The following is a 15,476-nucleotide window of genomic DNA, read 5'->3' on the forward strand; positions in this document are numbered from 1 at the left end:
TCGGTGTTCGCCCGTCACCGGTCACGAGACGTGCGGGCCGCCGAGGTAGCGCCCGTCGGCGTCGAACGGCCAGGCGTTCGCGGCGCATCCCTTCAGCCCCTTGATCTGCTGCATCATCACCGGTGCGGGCCGGCCAGCACCGGGGCAGGTCTCGTGGCCGTGCCCGATGCGGTGCCCGACCTCGTGGTTGATGATGAGCGCCCGGTACTCCTCGATCGGCCCGTCGAACTCCGGCGACCCGAGCAGCCAGCGCCGCAGATTCACCACCACGGTACGGCCGACACTGCAATTGACCTCACCATGCGTGTCCAGGCCGGCCGCGCCGCACAGACAGTCCACCGTGTGCGGCGTGGCGATTTTGACGACGAAGTCGCGCGGCCCCGAGGCCACGAGCCGGAACGAGTCCACGCCGTCGCTGCCCCAGCCGCGCGGATCCCCCAGGATCCCGGCGATCTCCCGCGCCGCAGCATCCGCCACGACGCCGCTGCCGTCCTCGACCTGCACCTGGTACCGCCGCAGCCGCGCTCCCGTACCGACCACCCGGCCTTCAGCGGCCGCGGTGGCGAACGTGCCGGGACCGATTACCGGCACGGAGACCGCCCTCCGGTCTCCGTGCTCGGCGTGCGATGCTGCGGCGGGGGTCCCCAAGCAACGGGCAACGGCTCGCACAGTCTTGCTGTGCCGCCAGTACCCGTACGCGCTCCCACAGCTCAGCAGCACGCCCCCGGCCACCAGACAGGCGAGCCACGTTCGCCCCATCCGGCTCCGGACGGCGCGCCCCTGACCCGACCCCCGCCGCCGCACAGACCACACTCCTCATGGTTCAGACCAAGACGTCGAGCTTAGTCGACCCGCAGGTCCTGCCCAACGAGCCCCTCGGCTGCCTCATCCGGGGCCAGGGCTTCGTCTACGGCGCCGCCCGCGGTACCGCTGACCGTTCAGAGCGGGCAACTCCCCCTGCCGCAGGCAGGTTCATGCTCAGTACACACAGCAGTTGTTCTCACAGCGGGGCCGGCGTCCGCCGACGCTGCGCCGTCGCACCGGAGCCGATATGTCTGGCAAGCGTCCTGGAAGGTCAGCAACGTGGGTAAAGGCGCTGGCCGCGTTCGTGCTCCTCGTACTCATGCCGCTGGTGATCTGGTTCCTGGCCAGTTTTCCTGGATCGGGCGCGTTCCCCTGGTGACGGCGGCGGCCCCGGCCCATGACCACGGCCCTTGCGACCCAGGTGGGAGCAGGTCCTCGAAAGCGCCGGGATCGGCGAGCGGGAGGCTCACCGATCCCACGGCTCCTCGGACACCGCTCCAGGGAAACGCGGCGCCACGGTTCCGGGCAAGCGCAACGCTGCGAGCGGTCCATCGAGGGCCCGGCGGCTCATACTTGACTGTGCGGGAGCGCCCCGCAGGGACTGGAACGAGAGGGTGGCAAGCCGGTGAGCAGCAACGCCAAGGGGCTGAAGAAGGTCGATGTGCGGCTCAAGTGGGACCCGAGCCCCTGGGACCGGCCGCCTCACCACCTCGACATCATCGCCACGACCTACGCGACGGACGCACCGCACGGGCGGCCGGTGTACGTCGTCCAGTTCGACAAGCGATCACCGGACGGGACCATCAACATGAGCCGGCACAGCCGGACCGGTCAGGGCTTCGGCTTCGTCGAGGAGATGACGTTCGAACTCGACCGTCTGTCACCCTCCTTCGCACGCGTGGTCGTTGGAGTTGCGATTCATCAGGACGACGGACACAAAACCTTCGGCGATGTCTCGAGCACTGGGGTGGTCGTCGCGGAGGGATACGAGGAACTTCTGACGGACGACTTCCAGCGGGTCGCCGGGGCCACTGCCGCCACGGTGGCGGAGTTCACCCGGAACGCCTCGGGGGCCTGGGAGTTCCGGGAAGCGGTGCGAGGATTCGACAGTGACCCCGTCCTCTTCACCGCAGAAATGGGCAGCGCACCGCCGCTCTGACCGCGCGACGAGCCGGATCGCCATAGCAGACCTGGCACAGCGGAGGAGACCTCAGGACGAAACGCTTTGCGACAGCCCCCAAGCCTCGGGGCCGCCTCCCCGCCACTCGACGAGCGGACTGCGGTCCAGGTCTTCGCGATCAAGCTCCACACCGTGCCGACGCATCAGCAGGATGACGTCTTGGGCGCCGTGTGCCACACCAACCGCCCTGCCCTGCAGGGACATGGCACGGCCATCGTCCGGAACGGTGGGCGTGTGAACGACGATGGGAGCACCCCTTCCATGTTTCGTCCCTGGAGGCTCCGGGCATGCCCAGAGGTCACTCCCTGTGCCGGACTCACCCGTGGCGCGCGGCGTGCGGTCACGTGTCACGAACCGGCCCTTGACCCACCTGTGTCCGAGCATCCCGTGGCCTTCCCCTGTCAGTGCTGTTAGCGGTCGGGCTGGGAGCGCTCCTGCCTGGTCCCCCGACACCCGACCATCCGATACTCCCGGACTCCTTCACCAGACGTCCATGGGCGAAGCACAGCAGGGTCAAGCGTTGTTCGTTGCCGGAGCCCGGCAACGAACCAGCAGCAGTTTGTCCGTACCGTGACTGTCACCGCTGACCATCGCAGGGGAGCCCGTGACCGGGGTTTACATCTTCTCCTTCCAGCCGGTCCGCACCAGCCATGCGTTGACCGGCCAGGCGGTGAAGAAGCCGAGGACCATGGACACCTGCATCAGCATCCAGTAGGCGGCACTCGTCTTCGGCAGGCCGGGCGAGAAGATGACCTCCTGGTAGAGCCACATGCCGAGGAAGAGGCCGACCTGAAACGCGATGATGGACAAGGTGTCGGCCTTCACGGCTGCCCAGACGCCCTTGAGCCGACCGATGTTGCGCATGGGGACGATGGTGAAGTACTGGAAGAGGATGCCCAGGATCCAGGCGAAGGCGAAGTCCAGGGCGAAGTCGGCGTAGAGGGCCTTGCCTGCGAGCGTGAGTGAGGCCGCGTAGACGAGCCACTCGGCACCGATGTCTCCCAGGGTGCACCCGGCCCCGCAGTGGCTGATGGCCTTCGACTGCACGTCCCACTGCGGTAGCTTGTCGGAGTCGGGCATGCCCTGCTCTTCGACCAGCGGCTTCGAGGTGCGCCGACCGCGCGTGAAGTAGAACCACAGGGCGACCGGCCCCCAGTACAGGGCGGTGACCGGATACACCACATTCATGATCCACATCTTCTGGCGGTGGCCGCCGAGAACGATGTCGGCCAGAATGACGAGGGCACTGGCGAAGGCCACGGCGAGACTGAACCAGCCCACGACCTCGATCCAGTCCGCCGGCTGCACGTGCCGCTCCATCCGTTCACCTCCGCTCGTCGAGGTCGTCCATGATCAGGTGGACAGGTACCCCATAGCGGGCCGGTCAGCACAGAAACGCTCGGCCAGTCGTGTAACCCGGACGCCTCATGTCCGAGCGGGTCCCTCAGAGCCGTCTCGACGAAGTTGCCGCCCGCCGCCGCCACTCGTTCCCGAACCTTGTGCACGAGTCGGACTCCGGCCACCAGGACGAGCGGAGCCGGAGGCGGCCGGGCGGTCGAGCAGGCGGAAGGACCGCACCACCGCGATGACGCAGGCTATGACCAGCCCAACAGCCCAGCCGACCAGACCCCTCAGCTCTTCCAGGATGCCCGTCGCGCCCTCGACCCCGCGCGGAGGCACCAGCCCTTTCGGGTCGTAGACGAGCGCCAGCGCGTCCCCCGGGCGGGTGGCCTGGGTGCACCCCCGCCAGATCCGAGCCGTGGAGGGCACACCGTCCCGACCTTCCACCGAGCAGAAATGTCGGCCCCGAGCCCCGGACGCCTTCTCACTCGCCTGGACGGATGTCACGACCACGGACCCTTCCCGCCCCCGGGCCGTGAGGACCACGCCGGCGGCGGTCTGAGGCGTGTGCAGTGCGAGCCCCAGGGCAAGGACGGCGACGATCCCCACCAGGGCCCGGCCGGCGCGGACCAGGAGCAGGTAGAGAACAAGGCCCAGCGCGCACACCAAGCCCACTTCGCCCGCGGCGAATGCGGACTCACCGGACCAGACGCCGAAGACCCCGGCGCCCACGATCAGCCCTGTTCCAAGGACTCCGGCGAAGAGACCCTCACCGATCAACCACCGAGGCGGCAGGCCCGTGAAGTCCGCCGGCCCCCAGACCATGGCGCGCACATGAGCCGCCGCGTGAGAGCCGTGCGCGGACGGGCCCCGGCGCCGTCTGCTCATACGTAGGCTCCCTCGCACCCGCAGCGGGCACAGGCCCGTTCCGCCAATTCCTTGCATTGTGCAAAACAGGGTACGGTGTCGTCATTCCCAGCCGAGAGGGGACGGCTCGGTGTCGGCAGCCGGGGCGGAGGGCTCCGCGCCCGCCTCGTTGAAGGCGGCCAGGGCGTCGATCAGCACCCGCCGCTTCTCTGGGCTCAGACGTTCGACGATGACGGCGATCTCCGTGCGCCGCCGGGCGGTGACCTCCTCGACCGTGCGGCGTCCCTCCGCCGTGAGCCGCAGCAGGGTCTCCCGCCGGTTGTCGGGATTGACCTGCCGGTCCGCCAGCCCGGCGGCGATGAGCCGGTCCACCATGCGCATGGCCGTCGAGGGGGCGACGTGGAGAAGGTCGGCGAGAGCGACGAGTTTGGTGGCGCCCCGGGCGGAGAGGACGACCAGCATTCGAAACTGCGGCAGCGTGACCCGCTCCTCGACGGCGGACAGGGACCTGGCGGAGACCGCCACCAGCAGCCGGGACGCGGTCAGCACCTCCCGCGTGACGGCATCGACGTCCTCCATGGCCCCCTCGCGGGACTCGCGCTCAACCATGGACCCCTTTCTACCCGGGATCCATCATTTAGACTGTGCAAAATTTTGCCTGCCAAAGTGAAAATCCTCGGGTCTCCAGCCCCGTCGAGGCGAGGTTGGACACCCCACCCTCTGGAGGCGAGCATGACACCTGATGAAGCGGACCCCGCCAGACCGCGCGTTCCGACCGGCTGGCGCAGGCGGGCCGCTCGCGCGCCCATCTTCCTGTTCCGAGCCGGCCTGGGACCGCTGCTCGGCAGACGGGTGCTGCTGCTGCACCACGTGGGGCGGATCAGTGGACACGACCGCCGGGTGGTTCTCGAAGTCGTGGCCTACGAAGCGCCGTATCGCTCCTGGACGGTCGCCTCCGGCTTCGGTCCGCGCTCCGACTGGTACCGCAACCTACGTGCCCAGCCGAAGACGGTCGTGCAATTCGGCAACCGCCACCACGCCGTCACCGCCCACTTCCTCACTCCGGACGAAGGCGCCGACATCATGGCGCACTACGGCCGACGCCACCCCCGCACCGCCCGCCGCCTGTGCGCCTACCTGGGACTGCCGGCCGACGGCACCGAGTCGGCCCTGTGCGAGGCCGGGCGCACGATTTCCTTCGTCCGCCTCGAAACAGACACCTGCCCACCGAACGCGCCGCGCCGCCCAGGTCAAGACGCACCGACAGCAACGAGATGAGCGACAGTGCCGAATCCCACCCCTGACTCGGTGTGGAGACGATTCCTCACGGACAGCGAGGAAGCCATCGCCCGATCCGCACCGCGAGAGCCATCCGCCCGGGAACGGACAGGGCATCCGCAGAGGAACGTCCCTGTGGGCGACGCCTGGTACTGCGAAGACGCACCGGCCGAGCCCCCATGGCGCCACCTTGACACTCGCGGGCGAATACGCCGCCTCGGGCGCATCCTGGCAGGCGCGGCCGCGCTCGCCGTTCTGCTGGGACTCTTCTCCTGCCTTCCCGAGGAGCCACCGGGCTTGCCCGCAGGCCCCGAGAGCACCTCGCCGCCCCGGACGTCCAGTGCTGTTGTCGAGTCACCGAGCCCCGCTCCCCCGTCCTTGCCGTCGGCGGACGCGGCGTAGAGCGGCCACAGGACTCGCACGCAGCGCCGGTTCGGCCCACCCTGTTCGCTAAGCTCCGGCGGGACACGGCGCGGACGGGAAGTACACCGCGAGCACCGACTGCCTCAGGGGCAGTGGGAGGGGCAGGGAGATGACCGACGAGTATCTGGTCGGCTACGAGCAGATCCTGACGGAGGCCGCCTCCACCGGGCGTCGGCCGACCCGGGACGAACTCAACTCCAGGCGCGCGCTCGGCGAACGGGCAGCGGAGGCCGGGCACGGGCTGCGCCTCCTGGTCAGCGAGCACACCTGGTTCGAGGTTGAGGACCCGGAGGAGTACGACGAGGACCCCTGGGACTTCGACGAGGCCGAACTCGCCTTCCTTGCAGCGCTGCGCACTCGGGCCGCCGCCTGGCGGGTGTCTTGGGCTTCCAACAACGTCTCACGGCCCGAGGACGACTCGTCGCTCCTCGTCTGGGTCGCCCTCGTCGATGAGGAACACCCACTGATACTCGGCGAGTGGGCCGTGCACTTCTACGGCACTCACGTGCAGGCAGGGAAAGTCGCCGACCAGCTCTTCAACCTTCATCAGTCACACAAGCACGGCTTCTTCCGGGCCTCCGGCACGGCCGACGAACTCGCCCTACGGTGCGCCGACTGGTTCGAGAGCCTGTTGAGCCGCCCTGTCGTTCGTGCCGAGTGGCCCGCCGCGGCCGGAGCAATTACAACCCGCTGGGAGTTCGCCGACACAGGAGAGGCCCTCCTCACCAGCCTTGACGTGCCCACCGACGACACGCCCCCGGCCCGCCGAGTCCCGGTCCGCCCCTGATCCGCCGGACACCCCCTAATTCCTCCGCACCCCAGCGCCAGCGCTTCCGACGCCACGGACAGCCGACGCTGACGCGCGTTCAGGAGCGACAGCAGCGCCCGGAACTTCGCGGCCAAGACAGCCTCGGGTCCGGTCCGTTTTCCTCTCGGGCGATTGCGGCTGCCGTCGCGGCCGGACGCCTGTCTTAGACAGCGAATACCAGCCATGCGGTGTGGGCTACCTGCAGGCGTTTGGCGTGCGGTCGGTCCTGAACTGTGCCTGCCGATCACCGAGTTACGGACGGGGACGGTGGCGGGCGAGTGCATGACAATCAGCCAATCTATGGCACACCCCTTGATCGCGGATCCGAGAATCCTCAGGATCTTGACCTTGTGCAAAGGTGCGTTGCCTTGTGTTCATGTAGTGAAAGGGGTGGGGGAGTGCTGGCGTCTGTGTCGGGGCGGGTGCGGGCGTTGATCGTGCTGGTGGTGCTGTCCGTGGTTGCGGGCGGCGGCTGGCTGGTCAAGGTCTCGGGTAGTGACGCCGACGGGGTCGACGAGGCGTACACCTACCGGGGCCCGCAGCCGGCGGCTCATCAGGAGCCGGTGACGCCAGAGCAGCGGCGTGAGCAGACGCGAGGCATGGCGAAGCCGGTCAAGCCCCATGCGCTTCCCACGACGCAGAGCAAGCCGGTGACGGCGGCACAGATCAAGCTGCTGAAGGGAGATCAGAAGCAACTGCCCTCCCCCGGGCCGAAGTCGCCTGCTGTGCACGCTCCTTCCGGCTACCCCGTCAGCCGGGCATCTTTCACTACTCGTAGTGAGGCAGCGACGGCTGCGTCGTACTCCGCTGGTGCTCTGTACGTGGTGTCGCAAGACCCGTTCGGGAACACGGCCGCCCAGCAGGGCGGGTTCCTGATGACGCTGGGCAACCACATTGGTGCGGCAGTGCCGGGGGAGCCGCTGCAGGTGTCGGCGGCGATCTGGCAGACCGGGGGTGAAGACGACGAGGTACATCCCGTCAAGGTGACCTGGAAGGTCGACTACTACGGTTGCCGGCTAAGCCAAGAGGACAACGAGTCGTTCGACTTCGGTCAGACGGTGCAGGCGCCGACTCTCAACTCCGACCGGGTGTTCCCGGTGGTCAACGCGACGTTCACGGTGCCGACGACACAATGCAGGTACCCGGTCCCGGCCTACACCATCCACATCTGCACGCAGGTGGCGGACGACCCCACCGACACGGGGGGCTGCGGCGCGTACAACATGTTCTACATCGTTCCTTCTCTGCCGGACGGTGCTGCATGTGCTGCGGTGTGCGGGGACGCTAGCGGTGCGGCGGGCACGACGGTCATGCGCGCCGACCCGGTGAACACGGCAACGGGTGCCTTCACCGAAGCGTTCACTGACGCCCAGGTTCCCGCACCGGGGGTGCCACTGTCGGTGGGGCGGGTCTACTCGTCCGACAACACGCTCACGGGCGCCTTGGGCAAGGGTTGGAACCTCCCGTGGGAAACGCTGCTGCTACTCGAGGCCGACGGTGACGCGGTCCTGGTCGGCGAGGGCGGAACGCGGCACACCTATACCAAGGCGTCGGGCGGTAAGTTCGACACTCCTGCTCAGGCGCGTTCCACGCTGGCCGTTGACGGCACCGGCTTCAAGTTGACCACCGCCGACCACGCGACCTACAGCTTCAACGGCTCCGGGCAGTTGACGGCGGTCAAGGACCGTACCGGCCGGGGCCTCACCTTGACGTACACCGGCGGCAAGCCGACGGCGATCACGGACGCGGTCGGCCGCAAGGCGGTCCTCGCCTACACGGGCGACCTGCTGGACAAGGTGACACTCGCGGATGGCCGTGCGGTCGACTACGGCTACACCGGTTCCCGCCTGACCAGCGTGACGGGGTTGGACGGCGAGGTGGAGTCCTACGGGTACGACACCGCGGGCCGATTGAACAGGGTCACCGACGCTCGCGACAAGCAGGTCACCTTCAATAGCTACGACACCCAGGGCCGAGTGACCAGCCAGACAGACGCCCTGGGACACGAGACGACGTTCTCCTACAGCGAGAACGGAGCCTTCGACCAGGTCGACGTCACCGCCCCGGACGGCGGGGTGTGGACGGACGTCTACTACCAGAACGTTCTGTTCACCCAGATCGACCCGCTGAACAACAAGAGCTACTACCGCTACGACGAGTTCTTCAACCGAACCAGCACCATTGACGCGGAAGTCCGCGAGACCGAGTACGACTACGACACCTCCGGGCGCCTGAAGCGCCGGTCCAGCTCCGCGTCGGACGAGGAGTGGAGTTACGACGCCAACGGCAACGTGGAGACGTACGAGGACGGCGAGTACAACGAGTACACGTTCGGGTACAACACTGCCAACCAGGTCGCCACGGTTGAGGACCCTCTGGGCAAGGTCACTGCATACGGCTACGACGACGCCACCGGCCTGCTGAAGACCGTCACCACTCCCAGCGGCAAGACCACCTCCTACGGCTACGACACCGACGGCAACCTGACCTCGGTAACCACGCCGAAGGGCAACAGGACCACCTACACCTACTTTCCGTCCGGACAGGTGAAGACGGTCGTCGATCCGCGCGGCAACGTTGACGGTGCGGATCCGGCGAAGTACACGACCGCCTACACCTACGACGCCGCCGACCGCGTCAAAACCGTCACCGACACCCTCGGCCACACCACCTCGTTCGCCTACGACGAGGTCGGCAATCTCCGCACGGTCACCGACGCGGCGAAGCGTACGACCGCATACGGCTACAACGACGCGGGCCGTCTGACCGGCGTGACCGACCCGGCGCAGAAGACGACCGTGCTCGGATACGATCCGGTCGGCCGCCTGGTCAAGGAGACCAACCGGCGCGGCGCGACAGTCACCTACGCGTACGACAAGGCCGGCAACCAGATCCAGGTGGTGACCGCCCGGGGCAACGCCGCCGGAGCGGATGCGAAGCAGTACACGTGGACGTTCGGCTACGACAAGGTCGGCAACCGCAAGACCGTCACCGACCCGCTGGGCAAGACCACGGCCTTTACCTGGGACGCCGACAACCGCCCGCTGTCGGTCACCGATCCACTCAACCACACCCGTACCGTCACCTACGACGACAACGGCCACGTCGAGACCACCCGGGACAGCCTCGGCCACGGCATGACGCTGACCTACGACGACGCGGGACGCCTCGCCACCTCCAAGCCCTGGAGGGCAGACGCGACACGATACGAGTACAACGACGACGGACAACTGTCCGCCGAAGTCACCCCAGAAGCCGAGCGCACCACCTACACGTACAACGACGACGGACAACTCGCCACGCTCGTCGACCCGCGCGGCAACGCCACCGGCGCCGACCCGGCGAAGTACACCTGGTCCTTCGGCTACGACCCGGCCGGCTACCCGACCTCCGTCACCGACCCGCTCGGCCACCGACGCACCACCGGCTACGACGCCGTCGGCAACATCACCACGGTCACTGACGCCCGCGGCAAGAAGACCGGCTACGAGTACGACGCTCTGAACCGCCCGACGAAGGTCACCGCACCGGACACCGGCGCCACCACCCTCACCTACAACACCGCCGGATTCCTCGCGACCAGCACCGACGCCAACACCCACACCAGCACCTACGGCTACAACGCCGAAGGACAGCTGACATCGGTCAAAAACCCGGCCGGTAAGACCGTCTCCTATGAGTACGACCTCGACGGCAACCGCACCAAGTACACCAACGCCCGCGCGCAGACGATCACCACCACCGTCGACGCCCGCAACCTGCCGTCAAAGATCAGTTACTCCGACGGCACCCCCGCCCAGACCTACGTCTACGACGACGCCAGCCGCATCACCAAGGTCACGGACGCCACCGGCATCCGCACCCTGACCTACGACGACGACAACAAGATCGAGACGATCACAGCGCCGGGCGCGAGCAAGCCGTTCACCTACCGCTGGAACACCGACGACACCCTCAAGTCACGCACCTACCCCGACGGCCGCTCCGCCAGCTACACCTACGACGAGACCGGCCGGATCACGAGCCGGACGACCAACAGCAAGGCCGTCTCCTACGCCTACGACAAGGCCGGCAACCTCACCACCGTCACCCTGCCCACCACCACGGCCCGCACCGAGACCCGCACCTACGACGCGGCCGGCCGCCTCGCCTCGCTGACCACGCCGACCCTCGACAACACCTTCACCTACGACGCGAACAACCGGCTGATCGCCGAAACACCCGCCGCCGGCAAGCCGACCCGCTACGGCTACGACGACGCGGGCCGCATGACCCGCGTCTGCACCGACACCACGGCCACCTCCTGCCTGAGCGGCACCGTCGGCAGCACCTACACGTACGACAAGGTCGGCAACCTCAAGACCGCCACCGAAGCCGGCACCTCCACCGCGTACACGTACGACGCCGGCGACCAGCTGCTGTCGACGACCACCGGCTCGGCCACCACCAGCTACGCCTACGACGCCGACGGCAACCAGACCAAAGACGACGACGGCACCTACACCTACGACCCCGCCGGCCGCCTCAAAGCCGCCACCATCGGCACCAGCAACTACGCGTTCACCCACGACGCCGACGGCAACCGCACCGCCGTCAAGAAGAACAACACACTCGCCGGCACCTCCCTGTGGGACATCAACAACGCCCTCCCGCAGATAGCCACCGACACCAACGCCACCGGCGCCACCGTCGCGGACTACCAGTACGACCCCGCCGGCACGGCCCGCTCCATGGACCGCGCCGCCGGCGCCTACTACTTCACCCAGGACCGTCAGAACTCCGTCAGCACGGTCTACGACGCAGCAGGCACCGACAACTACCGCTACACCTACAACCCCTGGGGCAAGCCCACCGGCAAGGCCACCATCACCGGCGGCCAGACCAGCCCCTACGGCTACACCGGCCAGTACAAAGACCCCTACCTCCCCGACCGCCTCCAGCTCCGCGCCCGCTCCTACGACACCGACCAGCGCCGCTTCACCACCCAGGACCCCATCCCGGCAGCCGCGGACAACCCCAACCAGTCCCCGTACAACTACGCCGACAACAACCCTGCCAACCTCGCCGACCCCACCGGCCAGTGCCCGATGTGCATCGGCGCCATCATCGGCTCCGTCGTCAGCGGCAGCGTCTACGCCTTCACCCACCAGGACGACTTCGACTGGGGCGACTTCGCCGTCGCCACCACCCAAGGCGCCGTAGTCGGAGCTGTCGGCGGCTTCCTCGCCCCCGCAGGCACCGCCCTCGCCAGCCAGCTCGGCCTCCAAGGCGGACGAGCCCTCGGCGTCGCCGTCGTCACCGACGCAGCCATAGGTGCAGGACTCACCTGGGCCATCAACACCGCCCTGTGCCAGCCCACCACCCCCACCGACCTCCTCGTCGGAGCCATCACAGGTGGGCTAGGCAACTTCATCGGGCCCGGGATCAATTGGGCGAAGGGTCTACTCGGCAAGAAGCCGGTGGTGCTCCCAATGCGCTTCGGCCCAGGGGCAGCCCACGCCGGGGACCCTGCCTTCAACGGCGGCGCATCCCAAGCCAGTGAGACCATCAGCTTCTTCAAGGCGCCAAACCGTGGGCTTGGCCAGCACCAGCACGTCAATGGCTACCGGGAACAGGACTTCCCCGGTGACCCAGATAAGCTGAACGCTTACCCCGATGGTCGTGCGTACTTCGGTGTCGGAGACGAGGGGCGGGACATCGCCGAGCAGTACGCGAAGGCATATGGAGAGGGGATCATCGAGATTCAGATTCCTTTGAATGACTACCTCATGTACTTCAAGCACAACGTCTTCAAGTATGAAGGTGGTCCGGCCCAAGAAGCGGCCATCCCGAACTATGACCTAGATCTGCTAAACGACTACCCAAGGTGGTGGCACCAGTGACGAGTGATGGGATTTGGAGTGAAGCCAAGAGGGCGCTGCCCGTAGGCATGCTCGTAACTGGGGAAGTCGTGGATGTTAGATCGTTCGGGGTGATCTGCCGTATCGCGGAGCATCCTGACGTCGTAGCGGTCGCCGACACTACCTCCATCCTCTGGCACGGTGACGTCGCCCTTCCTGAGAAATGGCCGACGAGGGGCAGTGTTCTCTCGGCATCGGTCGTTAGCCATACCGAGCACAATCGCCAGATCAAACTTCGCCTTCATTGCGATGGACTATCCCATTAATAGTCCGTTTGCGTCCTGAAGTCTGCGCAGCGAAGTGGGCTGGTCGGTTGGATGGTGGCACAGCGTAACCCTTCGTGATTCGCGTGGTGATCCTTACTCGCGCGCCTACAGCGGAGGGTTTCGCTTGTTCTGTTCCCTTCCATACTCGATGTCCCGTACGAAGTGATCGTGCATGTCGCCAGCCTGTAGGTGTGAACTGCGTTACGTGTCTCCATGCGAGAGGTATGGCCGGGAACCGTTCGGTGAACGCTCGCGCGGATCAAGGTCCTGATCCGCCGACGCTTTCTGCGCAGCGGCGGCCCTACGGGAGCCCAACCTCAGTCGAGTCACTCCGTGAGCTCTGCTACCTGTGCCGGTGTCGCGGACTGTTCTATACGCTCGGCGAGCATGCCCAGCGTCATGCGGATGGCCTGGGCCACCGCGCTCTCGTCTCCCCCACCATTGGGTGGGCCGACGCGCGCAGGTGCGGAACAGCTCGGCGTCGCCGAGGTCCGACAGCCGTCCCCGCAGGGCTGAGTCGGCGATGACCAGGACGGCCTTGAGCTGATTGATCGCCTAAGTGCGGGCCTTGACCGCGGAGTCCTTGGCGAGCTTGAAGATCCGCCGCCCCCCGTGGCACCAAGGTGCCGGGTCAGGAACGCGCCACGTCTCTCGCGGTGTCCTCCTCCCAGCGGGCGCGTTCGAGCAGGTGGTGCAGGCGATACCGCCGATCCAGGCCGACTGCCTCCGCGATCGACCAGCAGTTGCCCGAAACGCCTGGCATCAGTAACCCGCGCAGGTACAACACACCGTTGGCCCACGGGACACAGCGGCGGTAGACCGGTGCGAGGTCTGCGGCGAGTTCGGCGAATACCGAGCAGTGGTCACCGTGCGCGGGGCCTGTCACCTCCGATACCGCTGCCGCCACTGCCGTGAAAGCGGCCTTGAGTTCCCATTCCATGTCGGGGTAGGTCTGCCCCCGGCACCCTTCGAGGAGTTTGACGATGCCCAGGCCGGCCCGGTCCAAGTCGTCCCTGGGGTCGCCGTCCGGGCGATGCGGGTAGCCAGGCAGGGCGAACAAGAACACGAACGCACTGTCCACGCCCTCAGTGTCGGACGCCCTTATAACGCGGGGCAAGGGAGACCGGTCTGACCAGGTTGAAGACCTCGCGGGCGGCATACCGCTTGAGGCATCGGATGATCTCGCGTCGGGTCTTGCCTTCCTGGGGTGCGGCGTTCGTAGTACGCCCGGGTGCGCGGGTCATGGCGTAGCCGGGTGAACACGATGCGGTGCAGGGCAGCGTTGGCCTGGCGGTCTCCGCCGTAGTTGAGCCGCCGCGTGCTCCGCCGGCCGGAGGAGTACTCGATGGGGCTGACTCCGCAAAGGGCGGCAAAGGACGCCTCGGTGTTCAGTCGCTCGGGATTGTCTCCCAAGGCGATCAGGAGAGTGACGGCGCTGTCCGAGCCGATGCCCACCGGTTCGAGCAGCTGCGGAGCGTAGCGTTCGACGAGCCGGGTCAGGCGTTGGTTGAGCTCATTAATCTGAGCGGTGAGCTCCTCGATGCGCTCGGCGAGCATGCGTAACGTCATGAGGGTGGCCTGGGCCCCGGCGTCCTCGTCTCCCCCACCGTCGGGTGGGCCGAGGCGCGCAGGTGCGGAACAGCTCGGCATTGCCCAGGCTCGACATGCGCTCCCGCAGGGCGGGGTCGGCGAGGGCCAGAACAGCCTTGAGCTGGTTGATCGCCTTGGTACGGGCCTTGACTGCGGAGTCCTTGGCGAGTTTGTACATCCGGGCGCTGTGCACCGGGCCGTCGCCGGACTTGGCCCGCGCCCGGGCACGACCGCTGAGCACAGCTCGTGCTGCAGTCTGCGCGTCGAGCGGGTCCGACTTGCCGAACAGCCGACGGGCCGACCGGTCGGGCCGGTTCACTTCGAACACCTGGATCCGCTGGGCCAGCAGGTAGCGAGACAAGCCGGCGCCGAAGGTGCCGGTGCCCTCCACGCCGGCCTGGCGCACCGTCCCCCGCTTGCGGGCCCAGACGAGCAGCTGTCGGTAACCGGCTGCCGTCGCGGGAAAGGACTCTGTTCCCAGAACCTTCCCCAGCGGCGAGATCACGGCAGCGACATGCACCTCGCCATGCGTGTCCACGCCCAGGACGACCTCGCGCCGAACCGGCGGATCCGTGCTCGGGGATGTGCTGCTCTGTCGGGTCGTCATGGTGGTTCGACTCCCGCGTGGTGGCGTGCTGGGTGGATGGCACCGGCCCGCTCGGGCGGTCTGAACCGTGATGGGGCTCGGTGACAGCAGAAACCATCCCGCAACGACAGTCGACAAGCCTGTGACTGGACACTTCGGTCAAAGATCTCATGAGTCAGACCCTCGTCCGGGACGGCATAGCAACCGTCCCATCGATCCCGGCGCACCGGCACGTCCCCGACCACAGCCGGATGGCTTCGCCCGAACCAATGCCCAACCTGGCCGGAGCAGGCTGACAACGAGTTGACTCCCCACCCAGTCATGACCGGCAATGACTGACCGCCCGGTCCCCGCCGGACAGTCTCGACCGGGTGGCCATGCCCGTGGGAGGAGGGCGGCAGATCCGTCGAGGGTTCCGGGTTCATGCCGTTGG

The 15,476-nt window shown here is 67.3% G+C and carries 7 protein-coding genes and 2 pseudogenes; 4 read left to right on the forward strand and 5 right to left on the reverse strand.

Going from position 1 to position 15,476, the window contains the following annotated elements:
- Window positions 1–21 precede the first annotated feature (21 nt).
- The gene (locus tag R2E43_RS06585) at window positions 22–759 is read right to left on the reverse strand and encodes a DUF3152 domain-containing protein (protein ID WP_256108347.1); all 738 of its coding nucleotides are present in this window, start codon (window positions 757–759) and stop codon (window positions 22–24) included.
- Between the two features lie 670 nt (window positions 760–1,429).
- Between R2E43_RS06585 and R2E43_RS06590 the strand changes: the two genes are divergently transcribed.
- Window positions 1,430–1,963: a TerD family protein gene (locus R2E43_RS06590; RefSeq protein WP_189284694.1), complete on the forward strand. Its 534-nt coding sequence runs from the start codon at window positions 1,430–1,432 to the stop codon at window positions 1,961–1,963.
- A 636-nt stretch (window positions 1,964–2,599) separates the two neighbouring features.
- Here R2E43_RS06590 and R2E43_RS06595 read toward each other — a convergent pair.
- Both R2E43_RS06595 and R2E43_RS06600 read right to left on the reverse strand, forming a co-directional pair.
- Window positions 2,600–3,304: a DUF4396 domain-containing protein gene (locus R2E43_RS06595; RefSeq protein ID WP_332056005.1), complete on the reverse strand. Its 705-nt coding sequence runs from the start codon at window positions 3,302–3,304 to the stop codon at window positions 2,600–2,602.
- A gap of 990 nt (window positions 3,305–4,294) precedes the next feature.
- Complete coding sequence (locus tag R2E43_RS06600) at window positions 4,295–4,801, reverse strand: MarR family winged helix-turn-helix transcriptional regulator (RefSeq protein WP_332056006.1); 507 nt, start codon at window positions 4,799–4,801, stop codon at window positions 4,295–4,297.
- Window positions 4,802–4,924: 123 nt separating this feature from the next.
- Here R2E43_RS06600 and R2E43_RS06605 point away from each other — a divergent pair, with 123 nt between their 5' ends.
- The 3 genes from R2E43_RS06605 to R2E43_RS06615 all read left to right on the forward strand — a co-directional run bounded on the left by R2E43_RS06605 (window position 4,925) and on the right by R2E43_RS06615 (window position 12,583).
- On the forward strand, window positions 4,925–5,470 hold the full coding sequence (locus R2E43_RS06605; protein ID WP_189284697.1) for a nitroreductase family deazaflavin-dependent oxidoreductase: 546 nt from the start codon (window positions 4,925–4,927) through the stop codon (window positions 5,468–5,470).
- 532 nt (window positions 5,471–6,002) lie between these two features.
- Window positions 6,003–6,680, forward strand: a complete 678-nt coding sequence (locus tag R2E43_RS06610; RefSeq protein WP_332056007.1) for a hypothetical protein — start codon at window positions 6,003–6,005, stop codon at window positions 6,678–6,680.
- A gap of 458 nt (window positions 6,681–7,138) precedes the next feature.
- Complete coding sequence (locus R2E43_RS06615; protein WP_332057109.1) at window positions 7,139–12,583, forward strand: DUF6531 domain-containing protein; 5,445 nt, start codon at window positions 7,139–7,141, stop codon at window positions 12,581–12,583.
- Between the two features lie 1,166 nt (window positions 12,584–13,749).
- Here R2E43_RS06615 and R2E43_RS06620 read toward each other — a convergent pair.
- Window positions 13,750–13,960, reverse strand: a pseudogene (locus tag R2E43_RS06620) (hypothetical protein); the annotation flags it as partial.
- Window positions 13,953–15,064: pseudogene (locus R2E43_RS39110) on the reverse strand (IS110 family RNA-guided transposase). The pseudogenes R2E43_RS06620 and R2E43_RS39110, both read right to left, overlap by 8 nt.
- Window positions 15,065–15,476 lie beyond the last annotated feature (412 nt).

The organism is Streptomyces violaceoruber (assembly GCF_033406955.1).
GTDB classification, from domain to species: domain Bacteria; phylum Actinomycetota; class Actinomycetes; order Streptomycetales; family Streptomycetaceae; genus Streptomyces; species Streptomyces violaceoruber.